Annotated in this window: 20 protein-coding genes and 1 tRNA gene; 8 read left to right on the top strand and 13 right to left on the bottom strand. The window is 57.9% G+C overall.

What is annotated here, in order from left to right:
• Positions 1-134: 134 nt before the first annotated feature.
• The 3 genes from secG to ACQZ45_RS01165 all read right to left on the bottom strand — a co-directional run bounded on the left by secG (position 135) and on the right by ACQZ45_RS01165 (position 2575).
• Positions 135-593: a preprotein translocase subunit SecG gene (gene secG, locus ACQZ45_RS01175; protein ID WP_113291790.1), complete on the bottom strand. Its 459-nt coding sequence runs from the start codon at positions 591-593 to the stop codon at positions 135-137.
• A 115-nt stretch (positions 594-708) separates the two neighbouring features.
• Positions 709-1479, bottom strand: a complete 771-nt coding sequence (gene tpiA / locus ACQZ45_RS01170; protein WP_003515430.1) for a triose-phosphate isomerase — start codon at positions 1477-1479, stop codon at positions 709-711.
• 214 nt (positions 1480-1693) lie between these two features.
• Positions 1694-2575: a dienelactone hydrolase family protein gene (locus ACQZ45_RS01165; protein ID WP_113291751.1), complete on the bottom strand. Its 882-nt coding sequence runs from the start codon at positions 2573-2575 to the stop codon at positions 1694-1696.
• 209 nt (positions 2576-2784) lie between these two features.
• On the opposite strand from ACQZ45_RS01165, the gene parE reads away from it, so the two are divergent.
• Positions 2785-4905 carry a DNA topoisomerase IV subunit B gene (parE, locus tag ACQZ45_RS01160; RefSeq protein WP_113291752.1) on the top strand — a complete coding sequence of 707 codons (2121 nt, stop codon included), beginning with the start codon at positions 2785-2787 and terminating at the stop codon, positions 4903-4905.
• Positions 4906-4948: 43 nt separating this feature from the next.
• Here parE and ACQZ45_RS01155 read toward each other — a convergent pair whose 3' ends face one another.
• From ACQZ45_RS01155 to ACQZ45_RS01145, 3 genes are read right to left on the bottom strand one after another with little or no spacing between them, the layout of a single operon-like run.
• On the bottom strand, positions 4949-5560 hold the full coding sequence (locus ACQZ45_RS01155; RefSeq protein WP_113291753.1) for an ATP-dependent Clp protease proteolytic subunit: 612 nt from the start codon (positions 5558-5560) through the stop codon (positions 4949-4951).
• A 43-nt stretch (positions 5561-5603) separates the two neighbouring features.
• A complete protein-coding gene (locus tag ACQZ45_RS01150) occupies positions 5604-5963 on the bottom strand; it encodes an SRPBCC family protein (protein ID WP_065658557.1) in 360 nt (119 codons plus the stop codon).
• Positions 5960-6274 carry an ArsR/SmtB family transcription factor gene (locus ACQZ45_RS01145; protein ID WP_026330922.1) on the bottom strand — a complete coding sequence of 105 codons (315 nt, stop codon included), beginning with the start codon at positions 6272-6274 and terminating at the stop codon, positions 5960-5962. The genes ACQZ45_RS01150 and ACQZ45_RS01145 overlap by 4 nt, the downstream gene beginning before the upstream one ends.
• Positions 6275-6438: 164 nt before the next feature.
• Here ACQZ45_RS01145 and ACQZ45_RS01140 point away from each other — a divergent pair, with 164 nt between their 5' ends.
• A complete protein-coding gene (locus ACQZ45_RS01140) occupies positions 6439-7995 on the top strand; it encodes a phospholipase D family protein (RefSeq protein ID WP_113291754.1) in 1557 nt (518 codons plus the stop codon).
• 31 nt (positions 7996-8026) lie between these two features.
• On the opposite strand, the gene ACQZ45_RS01135 is transcribed toward ACQZ45_RS01140, so the two are convergent.
• The 5 genes from ACQZ45_RS01135 to ACQZ45_RS01115 form a co-directional block, all read right to left on the bottom strand.
• A complete protein-coding gene (locus ACQZ45_RS01135) occupies positions 8027-8860 on the bottom strand; it encodes a response regulator (RefSeq protein ID WP_003515447.1) in 834 nt (277 codons plus the stop codon).
• 162 nt (positions 8861-9022) lie between these two features.
• Positions 9023-11536: an FAD-dependent oxidoreductase gene (locus ACQZ45_RS01130; protein WP_113291755.1), complete on the bottom strand. Its 2514-nt coding sequence runs from the start codon at positions 11534-11536 to the stop codon at positions 9023-9025.
• A gap of 269 nt (positions 11537-11805) precedes the next feature.
• The gene (locus ACQZ45_RS01125; RefSeq protein ID WP_035252119.1) at positions 11806-12129 is read right to left on the bottom strand and encodes a hypothetical protein; all 324 of its coding nucleotides are present in this window, start codon (positions 12127-12129) and stop codon (positions 11806-11808) included.
• Complete coding sequence (locus tag ACQZ45_RS01120; protein ID WP_448742120.1) at positions 12126-13406, bottom strand: hypothetical protein; 1281 nt, start codon at positions 13404-13406, stop codon at positions 12126-12128. Before ACQZ45_RS01120 ends, ACQZ45_RS01125 begins: the two co-directional genes overlap by 4 nt.
• Before the next feature lie 255 nt (positions 13407-13661).
• Positions 13662-16331, bottom strand: coding sequence for a mechanosensitive ion channel family protein (locus ACQZ45_RS01115; protein WP_448742119.1), 2670 nt, complete (start codon positions 16329-16331; stop codon positions 13662-13664).
• 123 nt (positions 16332-16454) lie between these two features.
• On the opposite strand from ACQZ45_RS01115, the gene ACQZ45_RS01110 reads away from it, so the two are divergent.
• Complete coding sequence (locus tag ACQZ45_RS01110) at positions 16455-16709, top strand: GlsB/YeaQ/YmgE family stress response membrane protein (protein WP_003515453.1); 255 nt, start codon at positions 16455-16457, stop codon at positions 16707-16709.
• 155 nt (positions 16710-16864) lie between these two features.
• Positions 16865-16940, top strand: a tRNA-Lys gene (locus ACQZ45_RS01105).
• A gap of 134 nt (positions 16941-17074) precedes the next feature.
• Here the strand turns inward: ACQZ45_RS01105 and ACQZ45_RS01100 are convergent.
• A complete protein-coding gene (locus ACQZ45_RS01100) occupies positions 17075-17368 on the bottom strand; it encodes a hypothetical protein (protein WP_448742118.1) in 294 nt (97 codons plus the stop codon).
• 585 nt (positions 17369-17953) lie between these two features.
• On the opposite strand from ACQZ45_RS01100, the gene ACQZ45_RS01095 reads away from it, so the two are divergent.
• The 4 genes from ACQZ45_RS01095 (at position 17954) to ACQZ45_RS01080 (ending at position 19611) form a co-directional block, all read left to right on the top strand.
• Positions 17954-18286 (top strand): hypothetical protein, encoded by a 333-nt coding sequence (locus tag ACQZ45_RS01095; protein WP_003515455.1) that lies wholly within the window; start codon positions 17954-17956, stop codon positions 18284-18286.
• A gap of 169 nt (positions 18287-18455) precedes the next feature.
• Positions 18456-18707, top strand: coding sequence for a hypothetical protein (locus tag ACQZ45_RS01090; protein ID WP_113291757.1), 252 nt, complete (start codon positions 18456-18458; stop codon positions 18705-18707).
• A gap of 195 nt (positions 18708-18902) precedes the next feature.
• A complete protein-coding gene (locus ACQZ45_RS01085; protein ID WP_113291758.1) occupies positions 18903-19127 on the top strand; it encodes a hypothetical protein in 225 nt (74 codons plus the stop codon).
• Positions 19128-19422: 295 nt separating this feature from the next.
• Positions 19423-19611, top strand: coding sequence for a hypothetical protein (locus ACQZ45_RS01080; RefSeq protein WP_003515469.1), 189 nt, complete (start codon positions 19423-19425; stop codon positions 19609-19611).
• A gap of 73 nt (positions 19612-19684) precedes the next feature.
• Here the strand turns inward: ACQZ45_RS01080 and ACQZ45_RS01075 are convergent, their stop codons facing one another.
• A complete protein-coding gene (locus tag ACQZ45_RS01075; RefSeq protein WP_003515471.1) occupies positions 19685-19936 on the bottom strand; it encodes a hypothetical protein in 252 nt (83 codons plus the stop codon).
• Between the last annotated feature and the right edge of the window lie 277 nt (positions 19937-20213).

The following is a 20213-nucleotide window of genomic DNA, read 5'->3' as shown; positions in this document are numbered from 1 at the left end:
TCTGATTCCGCCAGCCCAAATTTCATGCTGTTGCAAATTCGCTGTTGACGAATTGGCAATGGGATGTGGCGAAATGCGAACAAAAGAAAACCGGCAGGCTTTTGGCCTGCCGGAGCGTTAAATCATAACCGGGCTTATTGACCGGTCGGAACTGCGTTCGGATCGGCGGGCTTGGCCGGTGCCGGAGCGGCTTCACCAGCAGTGGCCGGCGCAGGCGCGGTCTGCGCAGGTGCTGCAGCGCCGCTGTTGGTTGGAACGCCATTCCCAGCCGGAGCCGGCGTTGCCGGCGTCTGTGCCGGGCCGAGCGTGTCGAGAATGCCGTTGCCCTGACCCTGCGTGGCCGGAATACGGTTCAGAATATCCGTCGGGCGCGATTCGTACCGGGTCAGAAGACCAAGTCCGAGCGACGTCACGAAGAACAGCGCGGCAAGGATACCCGTCGTGCGGGTCAGCGCATTGGCCGTTCCGCGCGCGGACATGAAGCCCGAACCGCCGCCGATGCCGAGGCCGCCGCCTTCGGAACGCTGGATCAGAACCACGCCGACAAGCGCCAGCACGATCATGAGGTGAATAACAATCAAAACGGTCTGCATGACAATCCATTCCATGCCCCGCGCGGAGCACTACAAAGAAGGTTTCGCGGCTCTTTACATGAGGCGAAGGCTTATTCCAAGCCCCTTTCCCGCCACTGTGGCAGGAAAGCGTGTCTCAAGCCGTCAGTTGCTCGTATGCCGCATAGATGGAAAGGAAGTCGGAGGCTTTCAAGCTCGCGCCGCCGATCAATGCGCCGTCGACATTCTCGACACCCATCAGTTCCAGCGCATTGGCAGGCTTCACCGAGCCGCCGTAGAGAATTCGCATGGTCTTGCCTTCATCACCAAAGCGCTTGACCAGCTCGTCGCGCATGAAGGCATGGGCCTCGCGCACATCCTGCGTGGTCGGCGTCAGACCCGTGCCGATGGCCCAGACCGGCTCATAAGCGATGACGGTGTTTTCGGCGGTTGCCTCGTCCGGAAGCGATCCGGCGAGCTGGCGCTTGAGGATATCGAGCGTCTGGCCCGCCTTGCGCTCGTCCGCCGTCTCGCCAATGCAGACGATGGCGATAAGATCGGCCTGATGGGCGGCAACGGCCTTGGCACGGACCAGATGATCCGTCTCGGCATGGTCGGTGCGACGCTCGGAGTGGCCGACGATGACATGGGTGCCGAAGCAATCGGCAATCATCTCGGCGGAAATGTCACCCGTATGCGCGCCGGAAACATTCTGGTGGCAATCCTGTCCGCCAATCATCAGCGGGCTGTCGTCGCAGAGCGCGGTTGCCACATAAAGAAGCGTCGATGGCGGGCAGATCAGCGCATCCACCTTTTCCGAAAGCGCGCCCTTGACGCCCTCAGCCATGGCCTTGATCTGATCGAGCGACGAACGGGTGCCGTTCATCTTCCAGTTTCCGGCTACAAGCGGTCGAACATTCGGCGTCATGCGTATCCCATTCCCTTTGTCTCGGAGAGCCGCTTGCGCGAACACCCCTTACCTCAGCCGCCAGGCGGCCCCTAATCGCGACAGAAACCCTGCCGGAAATCCCGGAATATTTCCTTAAACGCAGCTGATGACAATTGGTACAAAAAAGCAGTCATAAGCTTCAAAACGTCGGTCAATTTGCCGAAATTCGCGCCTGTCGAACCAAAACTGGACCTCATCGGCTCAAAATCCAGTTCAAAACCGCCCGCCAGTCGGTCATGCGCACCGGCGTTCCATGCGTGCCTGTCTCAAAAAGCGTAAAGCGCGCCGGCTCTCCTGCCTTCAGTAAGGTGCGGAAGATGGTCGCCTGGCTGTCTGCGGAATAGACCTTGTCGGCGCTGCCATGGGTGAACCACACCGGCTTTTTAGCTTTCGCAAAGGCGCTCTTCGGAAAATCGGGGTCGACCGCGCCGCCGAGGATCGCCATACCCTTGAGATTGCCGACCGTCGCCTTGTCGCGGCTGATGCCGTAGCAGATGAAGCTGCCCATGGAGGCGCAGGCCAACACCACCGGCTTGCCGCCGGATTTGCTAGCAGCATAGGCGATCAGCGCGGAAACGTCGGCAACCCCATTGGCATCGAAGGATCGTACGCTCGGCACATAATAGGTGCCGCCATTGGCGACAGCCAGATTTTTCAGCCGGTTGAAATTGCCGCCGAACGTATAGTCGTTCATGCCAAGCCGCCGGTCGCCGCCGCGCCCGTGAATGAAGATCAAGGTGAAGGCCTGCCCGGATGATGGCCCGACGCGGCCCACCTCAAGCGCCCTGCCCTCAACCGCCACGGATTCCATCGCCTGCGCTGTCTTGGGCGCCATATCCACATATTGCCGCTTCACCCGGCGTTCCGGTACCTCGTCGCGGCCGTTGATATCGCGCATCTCCTGATAATCGATCACCTCAGATGCGCCGCCATCGGCCGTGGAAAGCACCGTCTGGCTGGAAAACAGCTCGTCCTTGAACGGCCGCAGCGGCCCGTCCGCCGCCCCGGCACCGCCCGGCATCGCCGCAACAGTCAGGCAGAAAAGAGTACAAAACGTGAAATGAGCTGTGGACATGACTTGGTTAACCGTTCATTCGTGGCTGCGAGACTTGCCATTGCCAGGGCGGCAGCGCAATCCTCCTGTTGCGAAACCCTGACATAGTCGTGGCATAGGGTACGCCGCGTTAGGCCACACGCCCTGCACGTTTGGCGCTATACTCGCCCCTATTGGCATACTGATTCGCTTGGCGAAATTCTGACGACACGCTTTTTTGAACCTTGGACATGATGGACGATAGCAACGATCTCTTCTCCGGTCTTCCGGTGGCACCAAACAGCGAAACGGAAAAGAACGAGGACACGGCAAAACCCGTGAAGGCCCCGGTGTCCGCAGCCGCGAACGTGAACGTGCAGCCGAAACCAGCAGCCGTTGCGGCCGTCACGACGCCCCCACCCCAAGCGCCCGTGTCCCCCTCCGGTGACGACTACGGTGCCTCGTCGATCCGCGTGCTCGAAGGGCTGGAACCGGTGCGCATGCGACCCGGCATGTATATTGGCGGCACCGACGAGAAGGCGCTGCACCACCTCTTTGCCGAAGTCATCGACAACTCCATGGACGAGGCCGTCGCAGGCCACGCCAATTTCATCGAGGTCCATCTCGATACCGAGGGTTTCCTAACCGTGACCGATAACGGACGCGGCATTCCCGTGGAAAACCATCCGCAGGTTCCGGGCAAGTCGACGCTCGAAGTCATCATGACCAAGCTGCATGCCGGCGGCAAGTTCGATGGCAAGGCCTATGAGACCTCCGGCGGCCTGCACGGAGTCGGCGTTTCCGTGGTCAATGCGCTGTCCGATCTTCTGGAAGTGGAAGTCGCCCGTAACCGCAAGCTTTACCGCCAGCGCTTTTCGCGCGGCGCGCCCATCGGCGGTCTCGAAGAACTGGGTGACGTGCACAACCGTCGTGGCACCCGCGTGCGTTTCCATCCGGACCCGCAGATCTTCGGCGATCACGCAAAATTCGAACCGGCCCGCATTTTCCGCATGGCCCGCTCCAAGGCCTATCTCTTCGGCGGCGTCGAAATCCGCTGGAGCTGCGATCCCGGCATGGTGCCTGCCGGTGGCGAAATCCCCGAAAAGGCCGTGTTCCATTTCCCCGGTGGTCTGAAGGACTATCTGGCCGCCACGCTCGGCAAGGAATTCACTGTCACCCGCGAGATTTTCTCCGGTCGCACCGAAAAGACCGGTGGCCACGGCGCGCTGGAATGGGCTGTGACCTGGTATGGCGGCGACACGCAGATCCATTCCTATTGCAACACCATCCCGACGCCTGAAGGCGGTACGCATGAGGCCGGTTTCCGCATCGCGCTCACCAAGGGCCTGAAGAACTATGCGGAGCTGACCCAGAACAAGCGCGCCAGGGAAATCACCACCGATGACGTGATGATCTCGGCAGCGGGCATGCTCTCCGTCTTCATCCGCGAGCCGGAATTCGTCGGCCAGACCAAGGACAAGCTCGCGACCGTCGAAGCCCAGCGCATCGTCGAAAACGCGCTGCGCGATCCCTTCGACCATTATCTCACCGGCAATCCGGGCGAAGCGGCGAAGCTGCTGGACTGGGTGATCGAGCGCGCCGAAGAACGCCTGCGCCGCCGCAAGGAAAAGGAAGTCAACCGCAAGACGGCGGTGCGCAAGCTGCGCCTGCCCGGTAAGCTGGCGGACTGCTCGCAGAACACGGCTGAGAATGCCGAGCTTTTCATCGTCGAGGGTGACTCGGCTGGCGGCTCGGCCAAGCAGGCGCGCAACCGCGCCAATCAGGCCATCCTGCCGCTGCGCGGCAAGATCCTCAACGTCGGCAGCGCCAGCCGTGAAAAACTCTCCGCCAACCAGCAGATCGCCGATCTCATCCAGGCGCTGGGCTGCGGCACGCGCACCAAGTACCGCGAAGAGGATCTGCGTTACGAACGCATCATCATCATGACGGATGCCGACGTCGATGGCGCCCATATCGCCTCGCTGCTCATCACCTTCTTTTATCAGGAAATGCCGGAACTCATTCGTGGCAACCACCTCTATCTCGCGGTGCCGCCGCTCTACGTCATCCGTCAGGGTGCCAAGAGCGCCTATGCCCGCGACGACGCCCACCGCGCCGAATTGATGGAAACCGTCTTCAAAGGCAAGAAGGTCGAAATCGGCCGCTTCAAAGGCCTTGGCGAAATGATGGCGGCACAGTTGAAGGAAACCACCATGGATCCCGAAAAGCGCACCCTGCTGCGCGTCGAGATCGACGACGTGGATTTCGAAGGCACCCGCGAGGCGGTCGACAATCTGATGGGCACCAAGGCGGATGCCCGCTTCCGCTTCATTCAGGAACGCGCTGCCTTCGCGGATAATCTGGATATCTGATCAACCGTCCCGGCCAGCCACGCGCCAACCGGGACGATTTGAGTCATGCCGCCGCCACATCTTCGCGAACGTCCAGAACGCGGTCGATCAAACCCCATTCCAGTGCCTCTTCCACCGTCATGAAACGGTCGCGATCCATTGCCGCTTCAAACTGGTCATAGCTGCGTTTGCAATGCTCGGCATAAAGCCGCGTCATTCGGTGCTTTGTCTGCCTGATTTCTTCAGCATGGATGAGCATATCCGACGCCTGCCCCTGAAACCCGCCGGACGGCTGGTGAATGAGGATGCTGGCGTTGGGCAATGCCGCCCGCGCGCCCGGTTCGCCCGCCATAAGCAGGAACGAGCCCATCGAACGGGCGGTCCCCATGCACAGGGTATGAACCGGCGCGCGGATGTAGCGCATGGTGTCATACATTGCGAGACCGCTGGTCACGACGCCGCCTGGAGAATTGATGTAGAGATGGATCGGCTTTTTCGGGTTTTCTGCCTCCAGAAACAGCAGTTGCGCGCAGACAAGCGCGGAAACAGCGTCGTTGACCTCACCGTTGAGAAAGATGATCCTTTCCCGCAACAGCCGGGAATAGATGTCGAAGGACCTTTCTCCCCTAGCGGATTGTTCAACTACCATAGGGACGAGTTGCATCGCTTCGCGCATCGGCGAACTCCTGTCGTTTGAAAATGTAAGGAAATGTGGTGGATCAGGCGGCGAGCTTGATGGGCGAACGGTTGTGGTTTGCGGCGGCCTTTGTCATCCGACCGGAACCGGTGATGGGCAACTCATGAATGACCCGCAGGCTGGTGCCGCCGCTCGCGTTGGGTGCAATACTGAAGGTGACGGTGCTTTCCAGAAATGGCGGAACGTCATCCCGCATCCTGTAACAGACCTCCTTCCCCGGGGTGATCCTGATCGCCTCGGGTTCAGCCAAAGCCTCCTTCGGCAACCAGTGTTCACGGAAGGCCGGAATGCTGATCGCACGCCAGACTTTTTGCGGCGGCTCATCGAGATCATATTCCAGCTCGATACCGGGTTTGGGTGCCGCGGGCAGTTCCCTGTTCATTGATCCATATCCTTCAGCAAGAGCTTCAGTGCTTCTACGCGCTGCGGCCAGTAGGCGCGGTATTTGCCAAGCCACGTCGCAATCCGTGTCAGCCCATCCGGATCGACCTCGTAATTGACGAAACGACCCTGCCGCCGTTCGACGACCAGCCCCGCCCCCCGCAGCACAGCAAGATGCTGCGACATGGCCGGCTGGCTGATATCGATACCCTCACGCAAGGCGGAAGCGTTCTGGGCACCATCCGCGAGCTTTTCGAAAATAGCGCGGCGTGTCGGATCGGCCAGCGCCCGGAAAATATCATTCTCTGTCATGACAACAGATAAGCATAGACTTATGTGATTCACAAGTCCCGCCTCCTGCATTCGCTTCGCAAGGCAGGCTTTTTCTCCCGCACCCTCTTCTGCCGTGAACGCTTTATGTGCTCGCGCGTTTTCACCCGGCCTGATAATCTTCAGGCCGGGAGTGATCAAAACAAGTGACTGCATTTACGGTCTTTATCGCCATGGTGCTGCTGGTCGTCGGACCAGCCCTGTTTGTTGTCATCAGCAAGCAGCGGGAAAAGGCCATTCCCAAACGCCCCTCAACTGCCCTGCCCGTTGCCGAGGATGCGACCGGGCTCGACCGCCACTGGCAGTCGATCAAGAATGGCTGGAACGAGAAAAACGCGCTCTGCCTGCTGCATTCCAATCTGGATGCCTTTGCAGTGCGTATGGCGGCCGCGCGGGCGGCTGGGCGCAGCCTTGATCTGATGTATTACATGTGGAACGCCGACCTGACCGGTCGGCTGATGATGCGCGAGGTCATTGCCGCGGCAGATCGCGGCGTGCGCGTGAGGCTGCTTCTGGACGATCTCGGCGTCTCGATGTCTGACCGCATCTTCCACGCCATCGACAGCCATCCCAATATCGAACTGCGGCTCTTCAACCCAACCAGGGCGCGGGAAAACATCTTGTATCGAAGCCTGGAACTGGTCCTCCGGTTCCGAAGCGTCAACCGGCGCATGCACAACAAGGCGTGGATTGCCGACGGACGCGCCGCGATCGTTGGCGGCCGTAATATTGGCGACGCCTATTTCGATGCCGCCGAACGGGCCAATTTCCACGATTTCGACATTCTCGGTTTCGGCAGGATCGTTGCGGATGCCACCGAAATCTTCGACGACTACTGGAACAGCGCCGTTTCCGTTCCCGTGCGCTCGCTTCTGGCGCGCAGGCCGAGCAAGCTTGCCAGGTTAAGACGCGAGCTTGCTGCGCTGCCGAAAAGCGAGGCTGCCAAACCCTATCTCGAGCGCGTCGAAAACCAATATGGCAGCGGACATTTCCTGATGTCGGACCGCCTGCACTGGGTCGATGAAGCTGACGTGCTTGCCGACCCGCCGGAAAAAGCAGCGGGAAAACGCCGCAACGGCCACAACTTCCTGATGGAGAGCCTGCTGCCGCTGATGCAGGCGGCAAATGACAGCCTGCACATCACCTCCCCTTATTTCATTCCCGGCAAACAGGGCTTGGACATTTTTGCAAACCTTGCCGAGCGCGGCGTCTCGGTTGCCATCCTCACCAACTCGCTGGCTGCAACAGATGTTGCAGCCGTTCACGCCGGTTACGCACGGTATCGAAAGCCGCTTCTGCTGAGCGGGGTGCGACTGCATGAACTGCGTGCACAGGCGGACCAGCCAAGCTTTACGCTTCGCGGTTCAGGACAGGCGAGCCTCCACACCAAGGCTTTCTCCCGCGACGGCAAGACCGGCTATATCGGCTCGCTCAATTTCGATCCGCGCTCCGCGTCTCTCAACACGGAAATGGGCGTCGTTTTCACCTCAGCCCCGCTGGTTGCGCGCATGGACGAGATATTCAGCGAAGAGATCCGCCGCTCGATGAGCTTCGAGCTGGATATAGACAACGGCAATCGCATCGTCTGGATGGCCGAAGAACACGGCCAGCCGAAGACATACAGGCGTGAACCGGACGCTGCCATCAGCCGCCGGATCGTCGCGGGCATCATGCGTTTCCTGCCGCTCGAGTCTCAGCTTTGACTTATCGCGGCTTTGATAACGAACAGTCCGGTCAGGCCGCCGGTCTCACGCCAGCCTTGGCCAGCTGTATCTGCACCAGCGTGTCGAGGTTCTGGTTGACGCGGCAATAAAATTCCTCGTCGATGAACGGCCGCAGCATGAAATCGTTGCCACCCGCCTTCAGGAACCGCGCCGACAAAAGCCGGTTGGTGGAAGAGGAAACGCCGATGATGCGCAACTCGTGCGAACCGCGCACGGTGCGGATGCGCCGTGTCAGTTCGAAACCGTCAATATCGGGCATATTGTAGTCGGTCACCACCAGCCCGATATCGGGATTGGCCTTCAGGATTTCGAGCGCCTTCGCACCGCTATCGGCAAGGCTGACGCGGAAATTATAACGCTTGAGGCGGCTGGAAAGCAGCGCCCGCGCCGTTGGGCTGTCATCCACGATCAGCACATGGTGGCGGTGGTTGGTGAGGAAACGACAGATGGATTCCGTCAGCATGTCCACGGCAAAGATATTGTCTTTCAGAATGTAGTCGACCACATTCTTGGCGATCAGCGTTTCGCGGGTCGCCTCATGAAACGTGCTGGTGAAAACGATGGTCGGGATCGAGAGATCGATCAGATATTCCAGCGCCTCGCCGTTCTCCGCCCCCGGAAGATTGATGTTGGAAATCGCAAGCGTCACGGGTTCGGCCGAGTGTTCGTAGCACGCCTGCAACTCCTCGAAGTTGCGGCACACCTCCACGGAAACGCCCAGCAATTCCTTCAGGCGCATGCTCACCATCTGGGTGAACACATTGGTATCTTCCGCAAGCAAAATGCGGCAATTGGTAAATGGCACACCCGAATATTGCATGCCCGTAATGCCCAGAAAATTCATTTTGTCCCAGTCCCCCGTCGCCTTTCACGGGAAATTAGCAGGCGTATTTTTCAGAATGATTAATAACACTTTTGCCCGAAAACAGTCGGCATACATGCTTACCCAAAAGAAAACACGGCCCCCGAGGGAGGGCCGTGTTTCGAATGCTTCCAGGAAAATCCCTCAGGCGCGCAGCAGCGCGTTTTCCGTATCGAAGGGGCTTTCTTCCACCACCTCGGCATCATAAAGCGTGCCGAGAATGCGAATTTTCAGCTTTGTGCCAATCGTGGCATATTCGGGTTTCAGCATGGCAAGCGCAATCGATTTGCCGATACGCCAACCAAAGCCGCCGCTCGTCACACGGCCGGCAAGTGCGCCATCTGCATCGAAGATAGCTTCAGAACCACGGGCATCGACATCCGTATTGCCCGAAACGGTCAGCGTCGAGAATACCGATTTCAAGCCGGCTTCCTTGTATGCCACCAGCGCGTCGCGGCCGATGAAGTTTTTCTCCGGACGCAGGAAACGGTCGAGACCGGATTCATAGGCGTTATATTCGACCGAAAGCTCGCGGCCCATGTTGCGATACGACTTTTCAAGCGACATCGACACCATCGCACGAATACCGAATGGCTTGATGCCAAATTCGGCGCCCGCTTCCATCAGCCGGTCGAAGATGTAGTTCTGCATTTCGATAGGATGGTGCAACTCCCAGCCCAGTTCACCGACGAAGTTGACGCGCAACGCATGCGCCGTCGCCACACCCACGGAGATCTGCTTCGCCGTCAGCCACGGGAAATCCTTGTTCTCGAGGCTGGTACGGGTCAGCTTCTTCAGGAGATCGCGCGACTTCGGACCGGCAAGTACCAGCACGCCGTATTTCTGGGTGATGGGCTGCAACACGACTGAACCGTCGGTGGGCGCAAGCCGCTGGAGCACGTCATGATCGTGCGCCTCAAGACCACCGGCGGACACAAGATAGAACCGGCCCGGCGCCCATTCATAGACGGTGAACTCCACCTTCACGCCGCCATTCGGCGTCAGAAGATGCGTCAGCGCAATACGGCCGCGCTTCTTCGGCACGATATTGGCGAGAATGCTGTCCAGCCAGGCGCGCGCGCCGGGACCGGAAACTTCCATCTTGGCGAAGGCCGACATGTCAAGCACGCCGACATTCTGGGTGACGTTCTTCACCTCGTTGCCGACATGTTCGAAATAGTTCGAGCGGCGGAACGACCACTTCTCAACGATACGGCCATCATCCAGTGGCGGCGCATAGTTGTGGCTGGTGATGACATCCGCACCGACGCCGAGGTCCTCTTCGCGCAGCGCATAACCTTCCGGAGCATACCAGTTGGCACGCTCCCAGCCGTAAACGGAACCGAACACACCGCCGAGCTTCTTCAGACGGTCGTAAACCGGCGTCGTCTTCAGCGGACGGGCAGCGGAACGTTCTTCATCAGGGTAATGCATGGTGAAGACGTTGGCATAGGCTTCCTCATTCTTGGCAATGAGGTAACCTTCCGTTGCGTGAGGGCCGAAGCGGCGCGGATCGACACCCATCAGATCAAGTGTAGGCTCACCATCGACGATCCATTCGGCAAGCTGCCAGCCAGCACCACCAGCAGCGGTGATGCCGAACGAGTGGCCTTCATTCAGCCAGAAATTCTTCAGGCCCGGTGCCGGACCGACGATCGGGTTGCCATCAGGCGTATAGGCGATAGCGCCGTTATAGACCTTCTTGATACCGACTTGACCGAAAGCCGGAACGCGCACCATCGCCGTTTCGATATGCGGCATAAGGCGGTCGAGCTCCTCCTGGAACAGCTCATATTCGCTATCGTCAGAGGGACCGTCGACATAACAGACCGGAGCGCCGACTTCGTAAGGGCCGAGGATCAGACCGCCGGCCTCCTCGCGCATGTACCAGGCCGAATCCGATTCACGCAGAACGCCCATTTCCGGCAGACCCTGACGGCGACGCTCCAGAATGGCCGGATGCGGCTCGGTGACGATATATTGGTGCTCAACCGGGATGACCGGAATATTGATGCCGACCATCTCGCCGGTCTTGCGGGCAAAGGAGCCGGTGCAGGAGATGATATGTTCGGCGATGATCTCGCCCTTATCCGTCGTCACCTTCCAGTGACCGTCTTCCAGCTGCTCGATGGCGGTGACGGTGGTGTTGCGATAGATGGTGGCGCCACGGTCTCGCGCGCCCTTCGCCAGCGCCTGCGTCAGGTCGGCGGGCTGGATATAACCATCATCGGGGTGCTGGATGGCGCCCAGCAGGCCGTCCGTCTCGCAAAGCGGCCAGATTTCCTTCACCTGCTCCGGCGTTAGCATGTTGACCCGCACACCGATGGTCTCGGCAATGCCGGCATAATACATATATTCGTCCCAGCGATCCTTGGTGCGGGCGAGACGAATGTTCGAGACCTTGGAGAAACCGACATTCATGCCGGTCTCTTCCTGAAGCTCCTCGTAGAACTTCACCGAATATTTGTGGATCTGGCCGACCGAGTAGCTCATGTTGAACAGCGGCAAAAGACCGGCTGCGTGCCAGGTGGAACCCGAGGTCAGTTCCTTGCGCTCGATAAGGACGCTGTCGCTCCAGCCCTTCTTGGCAAGATGATAAAGCGTCGAAACGCCGACGACGCCGCCACCGATCACCACCGCCCGTGCATGTGTCTTCATTTACAGAACCCCTAAAAAGCGCCGGCATTGCCTGTCGTGCTGCCAAATCGATGGGATGGAATATGAAGCGCCCGGCGGCCGTTCAGCCGCCTGATTGCGACATGGCCATAGGGTGCTGCGACAGGGGAGAAAATGCCGTCGCTGGAGGCGGGTTTCAAACCACCGTCGCCTTTTGAAGACGACGGTGGTGCACATATGGGAAAATACCAACCGGAACAGATCAAGTGTCAGCCAAGACGGATTGGAGCCTGAACCGCCGGATAAACCGTCTATCTGGTCTGAAGCTGCAATTGCATTCCCCGCACATCCGGGCCGTCCAAGTTTAACCCCTTTATAACGTCATTGCCGGGAACGATAATCGAGTTCTTGAGGACAGGACCGCCTGGCAGATTGTGTATCCCGCCGCCGCCACCGGGCGGAGGTGGTGGCGGCGGAAAAACGCCGCCACCATCATCCTTGCTGCAAGGTGGAATGCGATAAATGCAATCATCGTTGAATTGCGCAATATCTCCACTCGCAGACGGGCGAACCACATCCTGCGCATTTGCCAGAAACGGAAAAAACATACCGAAGAGAAAAATAGCCAATCTCATTTCGCAACCTCCTGCGAAGATGCACAAATCTTGGCGCGGTCTTTTACGTCCTTGCCAGCGGCAGCTTTTGCCGCGGCGTCCAGCCATGCGGGCGTGCTGTTGCGCATACCGATGGAAACGCTGTTGAAGCCTATGACGAGCGGCCTCGCAAACTGGCTATCGGAAAAGAGGCCGGAACTGTTCGTGCTGCGAATGGTGTTGTCATTGCCGGCCATGTTTTCGGCCGCCGGCTGCTGGCCCTGCGGGCCTGTGGTCGCGGCAACGTCCGCACCATCCACAGTCTTCTGGACGTCACCTTTGTTTCCCCTCGCATCGATGAAACCCGAGCGTGCCCGGCCGTTGGTGACCTTTACCCCGCGTGTCAGAAACGCCTGACGCACGACCAGCAAGCGAATGTCGTAAATATAGCGCGAACCACAGTCCTCTGTCTCCGCGGTTCTCAGAATATTGCGGCTGAGAATGTACGAGAGTTTTTCGCGAAGATAGTCGTCGGCGCAATAGACCTTGGTGTCGTCATCATTGCAAAACCGCATCAGCGCATTTTGTGCATGGAAGGGATTGATCGCATAGGTCTGCACATTCTGAAGCTCGATTTCCTCGATATCCGCCCGTGCGCCGCCAAAGGCGATATGGCGTAAAAGTCCTGCCATTCCTTCCTTGCGTTCTATCCTGACGATGGGAAACAGCGCGTCCTTCACCAGCAGGCCAGACGTCGTCCCATCCACAGCAACCTCCGTACGCGGTTGAGCAATCGACAGAGACTTTTTATCCTCCGACCAGGTGCTGTCGCCGAAATAAGGCGCCTCAGACTTGACCCCGAGATATCCCCGCAAATTAGGTATCTGGGTGATCTTGACGTAGCGACCGATGAAGGCTTCGCTTTCGAGGTCGGTCGGCAAAGACTTGAACTTGTGGCCCGAATCCACGACCTCGGCGATGATGTCTCCGACATAAATATCCTCCTGTGGAGGATAGACCGGCTCGATGCCCAGTCTGCGGATGGATTCATTCCAGCGTTTCGGCAGGTAATCATCCGTCACATCGGTTTCGCCCATCAGGAAAAACAGACCGGCAGAACCGATAACGACACCTGTCGCCAGTAAGGATACTCGGGCGGCATGGAGTGTCACCCACCTCCACGCACTCCTCAATTTTTCCCGCAAAGACGTTTTCGCGGGAACTTCGCCCGGAGGCTGGGCAGGCTGGGCAGGCTGGGCAGGCTGGGCAGGCTGGGCAGGCTGGGCAGGCTGGGCATTCTCATCGACTGGATCCGGCATGTGAACCCCGACAGGAAAGAAATGAACTAAATATAACCCAGCATATCAACTTAAAGTTTAAAAAACAATACAGTCATCGAGGGAATTTTCACTGTATTTCATGAAGACGACCGACAAAATCCGGTTTCCCTCCCAATAAGATCTTTCCTGTGTTTGGCGTCTCATCCGCCACAATGCGAATCGGGCGCGAGGATAACTCCCCGCGCCCGTCAACGCCCGTATCGGCTGCGTCGCCGCAGCCGCGGTAGCCGCAGATTAACTGTCCTTGCCGGCCGCCTTCAACGTCGCCTTCGGCTCCACCACGGTTTTGTCACCCGCCTTGCCCGCATCCTTTTCCGGTGCAGTTTCCGCGGCAGGCGCCGCCGCGCCCGTATGCGCCGCCACCGCCTTGTCACCCTCTTCCGAAAGCAGCGCCGCCAGCATTTGCGGATTTGTATCGCCTTCCACGTGGATGTTGAGGTTACGCTGCGGGAACGGGATGGCGATCCCCTCTTCGCGGAAGCGTTTCAGGATCGCGATCCTCAGCGCGTTTTTCACGCCAAGCCCATTCGAAAGATCGGCGAGGTGGAAACGCAATTCGAAATCCAGCGAGAAGTCGCCGAAACGGAGGAATTCCACGTGCGGTTCGGGGTTGCGCAGTACGGGCGGCTGGGTGCGCACCAGTTCCAGCAGAATATCCATTACCTGCTGCGGATCGGATTCATAGGCAACGGAGACCGGAATTTCCGCACGCATGATACGGTTGCGGTGTGTCCAGTTGCCGACCGAGGAATTGATGAATTCCGAGTTCGGTACGATGATCGACTGGCCGCGGAAGGTTTCAATCTCGGTCGCGCGCACCGAAAGCCGTTTGACGGTGCCTTCCGTCGTGCCTGTCACCACCCAGTCACCCACCTTGAAGGGACGCTCGACCAGCAGGATGAGGCCGGAGACGAAGTTCGAGACGATGTTCTGAAGGCCGAAACCGATACCGACCGAAAGGGCAGACGCCACCAGCGCCAGGCTGGAGAGGTTAAGACCGGCGGAAGAGACGCCGAAAATGGCCGCAACCGCGATACCGAGATAACCGATGCCGGTCTTGACCGAGTTGCGCACGCCAGCATCCACCTGCCCGCGCGCCATGACGTTGTTGTCCAGCCACTTCTGGAACCAGCGTGTTATGATGTAGCCGATGGCAAAGACAAGGACGCCGCCGAACAGGCCGATCAGTGAGATGGAGGCATTGCCGACGGTGATGCCGGTCAGCAGACGATAGGCCCAGCTTTCGATATCGCCCGGCTGGAACCCCCAGGAAAACAGGATGAGCGGCACGCCGAAGGCGAGTGCGATGACATAGATGCCGAGCCCTGCCGCAAGACCGGCCTGATCCAGCGCAACCGGGCCGAGACCGTAGCGCCGCCCGAGATAACGCCCGGCCAGGGATTCGGAAAAGGCGCCCTGTCGCGAAATCGCCTTGCCGGAAAGAATGCCGATATACATCGTTGCGAGCACCGCACCGGTGGCGACGATCTGCGTGGCAAGGAACCGCGCCAGCCCCACATAACCCGTCAGGCAGGCGCCGATGAGAACAAGCCCGCCGACCCTGAGCAGAATGACCAGCCAGCGCGGCAGGCGCTGGTTGCCGGTCTCGTAGTCCTGCCCCTCACCGATCACCGGGCGCAGGAACGACACGGTGAGCAGGATGATGCCAATGATGATGGAGGCAATGAAGCTCTTGGCAACGGTGACGATCAGCGGCGAATAGAGCGTCTCGCTGATCGTGCCGAACAGATAATCGAGACCGTTGACGAGCGCCATCAAAAGCACGGCCGAGGACAGCGTGTGCGCTCCGCGATTGGAAACCTGCAACAGACGCCATTCCGGCTGCGTCGGCGCAAAGATAGCGTAGCTCAGCCGCGACACGAAATAGACGAAACCAGTAACTGCCATGGCCCCGAACAGGATCGGCGCGATATCAGAACGAAGAACGTTGAAATTATCGAGGAAAAACGCCGAGGTCACCAGAAAGAGGAAAAGCGACAGCGACTGCACCATGGTTGACCAGAAGGCCACCGAAAGCCGCCGCAGATAGGAAGGCTCGCCGGAAAAGGCCCGCCTTTCCATGCGGCTGCCGAAAAAGCGATAACCGCCCACTAGAAACAACAGCGCCGCCATGATCGACAGCATCACTGCCCCGAACATCGGCAGGCGTTTGTAGTTCCAGACGAAACCCGCCCAGCTGCTGAAGGCGTTGTTGAGATTGGTCAGCTCGCTCACGAAGGCGGAAGAGGCGTCGCCCAGCGTCTGGGAAGAGACTTCGGTGCGCTTGAACAGGGTCGCGGCAAAAAGCGCCCGCCGAACTGCCGTTATGTTGTTGGAAATCTGCGCGGCGTTGGTGGCAGTGCTCTCCACCTCGCCGGCAATGGCATTCACCTCGGCACGCTCCGCCGTCAGCCGGGAGCGCTCCTCCGTCACCATGCTCGCTTCGGGTGGCTGTCCTTCCGCCGGAGCAGCGCCAAGCGCGTCGAGACGCGTCTTGATCTGGTCCAGGCGGGTCCGCAACTTGGTGTTGGCGGCGGCAGCATCGGCTGCAATGGTATCGGCGCGTCCCTTCAGGTCCACCAGTTGCACGTCATCGCTGCCGCCCGCCTCAACCTGTTTGGCGATTGCCGAAATATCGGCCTTCCATTTTTCCAGATCCGTGCGCGCCTGCTCGACGATGGAAGCCTGGATAGCGACTGGTGCGGCCGCTGGCGCATCCTGCGCCGACGCCAAGGTTGCGGACGACAGAAAGCTGCCAAGGAGGGTGAATACCGCGACCATTATCGCAGCCATGGCGGCCTTTCGCCGCCGGCCGGATAAAGGCCCGCCGAACATCCGCCTACCGTCAATCATTCCGCCAAACATCAACCGCACATCCATGCCTTTCATATCTTCACCCAGCATCAGGCTATTTATCGCCTGCCGCGCGGAAAACCACCCGCAAAAAGCGAGGTTTTCGGGAGTCTACCTTGCTTTTCACCCGGAGAATCATCACCTTCAATAGTGCAGCAATCATGGGAGGAAATCATGGAATCTGCTGGTATTGGCTGGATCGCAGCTATCATCATCGGTGGTGTCGCCGGGTGGCTCGCCGAACAATTCATGAAAAGCAATATGGGTGTTTTCATGAACATCCTACTTGGAATCGTCGGCGCGATCGTCGCCAACGCCATTCTCTCGGTATTCGGAATCGTTTTGACCGGATGGATCGGTTATCTCATCGCCGGCTTCATCGGCGCCTGCATCCTCATCGTCATCGGCAGAGCTTTCCGGCGAGGATAGCAAAAGACAAAAATCCGTAAAATCCCGGATTTCCAGCCTTTTCCAGCGCGACTGAAATTTTTTCGTCACAAAAATCGAAGAAATTTCATTTCCGCGCTGGACAAGCCGAAACTTCCCCTTTATAGCCCCCCTCACACCGCCACACGGTGTCGGTCGGGTGATTAGCTCAGTTGGTAGAGCAGCTGACTCTTAATCAGCGGGTCGTAGGTTCGAGCCCTACATCACCCACCAAATTCTTCAAAAATGACAAGATGTTGCGGTGCTAAGTTAAAGCATCGCATTCGGCGCCGTGGACTGAAAAAATATTTCGAATTCGGCGCCCCTAAACATGCGGCCGCGACAGCGGACCTAGCTCCCAAGAAAACCTACAACTTCGTTTCGGGTATGATTTTTGTCCCGATAAAACGTGGCCCCAAGGGCCGCCCGACAATACGGCTTGCGAATTCCTCGGTGAAAGGAACAGGCATTGCCCGCCTCACCGCGTCGATGGCGGAATCGATAAAGGCTTGCCGTCTTGGACTGTCTTCCTGCGGGCGCGCGGCTGTGACGACCACCTTGCCCCTTATCTGCCCATCCTTATGCAGAATGAACTGAAGCGTCACGACAAGCCCCTCCGTGTCTTCCGGCGGCACCCAGCATGCGTAAATCGCATCGAACATTTCGTTGAGGTTGCTGGTCGGAGTCGTTGCAGACCCGCGACTGGCCCAAAGCCTGCGTCAGAAAACCCGCGTACAGGGTGGCCAGTGCCACGATACCCGGCAGCTTGAGGCCGCAGAAGAATAAAACGAACGCTTGATCAAATCCATTATCCTCTGTCGGAAAGCGATCAGCCTGGCCCATCCACCAATTAACGTCATTTTAGAAAAAATATTTTTGTCAGTAAAACTCTTCGCTGATTCAGCAATCGAAATATACAAAATAACAAAGTCCACGATACACACAGAAAAATCATAAATACATCAAAATAAAACTCACAATAAATGAAAAAACAATTGAAAATAAAAAAATAGTTTCGAAATAGAAAATAATATATTTGTTTCATAAAAATAAAATCACAAATAAAGGCAAAACCTCAAAATATTTATTTATATATATTTGTAATATTTAAAATAGACTGGATATCTCGAAAAGTTACCCATAACGAACCCTTCGCAATTTAACCAAAACCCGCAGTTTGCATTGCAAGCCACTGGTTTGGTTGTATGCATTGCCCAGCCAGAACGATGGCGCAAAAGGGGGATATCATGACATCAAAATGGGTAACGGCGGTATTTTTCGGGGCTACGTTGACGGTTGCGGGTGCGGCGCAGGCGGACGACCTCGTCTTTTCGCTGAAGAACGGAACGAACTCCGTTCTCAATGCCTTCTACACCTCGCCGGTCGGCGTCGATGACTGGGAAGACGACGTGTTCGGAAAGAAGGCGCTTGGTCCGGGCGAAACGATGGAGATCACCATCGCCGATGGCCGCCGCGTGTGCAAATACGACATGCGTTTCGAATTCCAGGGCGATGAGCTGGAAGACCTCGAGGATACGCAAAACCTGTGCGAACTCGGCGAATATACCATCACCGAGTAAGAATCCGGCAATAACGGCCCTGCCCGATCATGGCGGGGCCTGCACCAACAAGCGGCCTTCAAAAAAACCAGCCGCTCCGGCAACGCCGGTTTTGCAACACAGCTACTGAAACGACGAAATATCAGCGCGGCAGTGCCACCCGCTCCGCAAAGCGGTCTTAATCATGCCTATGATTGACGTGATGAGATTGATCGTCAACATATTGCTTTTCGCCCTCGGCGCAGTCGGAAGCGGCGTATGTGCGTTTCTATTGTCGGGTACGCTTGCCGATTCCGGATTTCTCGGTTCCTGTTTCGAGGGAAGTTGTGCCTATGCGGCGCTTTTCATGGTGCTGCCCGTCACATGGTTCGTGCTTTTTGCGCTTTATGTCATGGCATTGCTGGTCTGGAGACGAAAACCTTTCCGGAACGGAAGGCTCTGAAATAGGTAAGACGGCGCCGTCGCTACCGGACGTTCGTTGACAGCCATCGAGACTTGCCGTTAACGTCCCGCCTGCTGGGGGATTCGCTGCCATTGATATACGGGCCTGCCCGATATCATAGGCCTCTGAATGTGCATGTTTCCGATTTGCGCGTCGCTTAACGACGTGCATGGCGGAAAACAGGGAGACCAAACGATGCGGGCCGCAATTAATTCTCCATCGCTTTCTATCGATACCATGGACTATCAGGCCGAGTGCCAGTTCGCGCTGGAGCCCTCTATTCAAGGGCTCATCGAAAAAGCGGAAGACGCTGGCTGGAACCGCCAGCAGGCCGCGCTTGCCATCGTCGCGCTCGCCAGTGAACATCTGAGTGACCTGCTTCCAGGCCTCACCCTACCCGATCAACGCCCCCTGTCCTGACAGCCTCCCGCCCGCCGGAGCCGATCGGCACCCGGCATGATTGCCAAAGCATCCCGAAAATTGATTGAGCAGGCCGTAGTATCCCCCGTCGCGCCCGCACGGGCCTTCGATGCTCCGTCGCAAGCGCGAGGGGAGAAAACGCTCCAGGCAAAGCCCTGCCCCTCAATGCAGCCGGTAGCGTCCCCGTCACAGACCAACTCCAGGGCATTTCAGCTGCCCTTTAAGTATCGCTGCCACAGTGTTGACATAAGCGACCGATAATGAGAACATAAAGTGAACATTATGGAGGTCAGCGATGAACGCAGCAGACGCAACCATAGAAAATGCCCTGTCCGTGGTCGCTCGCTCCCGCGATATGCGCGAGCGCGCGCTCGAGAGACGACGGGAATTGCAGCGGCGAACGGAAGTCATCATCGCCCGGCCGCTCTACGTGCTTAAAAAGAATGAAGGCCCGAAGCAATTGTCGCTGAAACTCGACAGCTAGATGGCAAAAAGCAAATCCCGTGCGGATTACCTCACACACGGGATTTTCAGAATGAAACGATCATTGTCTTGTCTTATTGCATGCGTTGCATTGCGGCTTCGGGTTCGCCAGTCGTCGCAACCGTTGCCGCGGGAAGGCGATCGGTCTTTTTCAGTATGACGATGGGCTTGTCCACCGGATCCGTCGGCGGAACGATGCTTGCAGTTTTGAATTCACGGTCGACAGCAGGAACGGAAGCGTTGATCTTTTCATGACCTGCGCACTCCGCCAACGCTGCACTGGCGGAAAAACCAAGTACAGCGGCGATAATGAGAACTGATTTCATGTCATTCTCCCTTCGCTTTCGTGGCGATCTCCCAATCTAAGGGGAGACGGTCTGGATTGAAAATCACACTTTAGAGACATCTAAAGCTCTCTGTCATTGCGGCAGTCGTCATCGGTGGCAATGGGTGAGGCGTGCCGCTTTATTTTTTCCGCAAATCCAGCGGATTTTGGCAAAGCGGCCTGCGGAATATCATCGCCACATAACTTCCCTTCAGGGAAATCAGGCTAGGCTTGTAAGTTGTGGCCTGTGCCGCGTTTGCGGCCTTTATCGTTCGTCC

The sequence above is a fragment of the Agrobacterium sp. 16-2014-1-2a genome (assembly GCF_053522705.1).
This window is presented reverse-complemented; position numbering and strand designations above follow the sequence as displayed.